Raw genomic sequence first — 436 nt, forward strand, 5'->3', positions numbered from 1 at the left:
TCTTCCGACTTCTTGACCAGGCCGACAGCGAGGTCTTCGAGCGACGATTGCCGTTCGAGCGTGTGTTCGAGATTGCTCTGGGCCGAGCTCAGCAGGTCCGAAGCGCTGGACAGCAGGCGGCTGTGTTCGTCGAACTTGGTGGCGATCGACGCCACCTCGCGCAAGGTGGACGACGACAGTTCCGTCAGCCTCGTCGTGTTCGAATCGACCAGACGTGCCGAGCTGGCGAAGGTCTGCGCGGCTTTTTCCGTGGTGGCGGCGAAGCTTTGCGTGCTGCCGCTCAGGCGTTCATCGACCTGGCCGAGATTGACCGCGGCCTGATCGATCAGCTGGCCGAGCTGCGAGCTGGACTTGGTCATGCGGCCGATGAGATCAGCGACGCTGTCGGACAGCGACGAGCGGGCGCCTTCGACCGCCGACAAGGTTTCGGCGGTGC

1 protein-coding gene is annotated in these 436 nt (G+C 64.2%); it reads right to left on the bottom strand.

What is annotated here, in order from left to right; translation table 11 throughout:
• Positions 1-436: hypothetical protein (locus tag EN984_RS37350; protein WP_164766062.1), on the bottom strand; the 436-nt coding region annotated here is incomplete at both ends.

This window comes from Mesorhizobium sp. M7A.F.Ca.CA.004.12.1.1 (assembly GCF_003997835.1).
Lineage (GTDB): Bacteria > Pseudomonadota > Alphaproteobacteria > Rhizobiales > Rhizobiaceae > Mesorhizobium.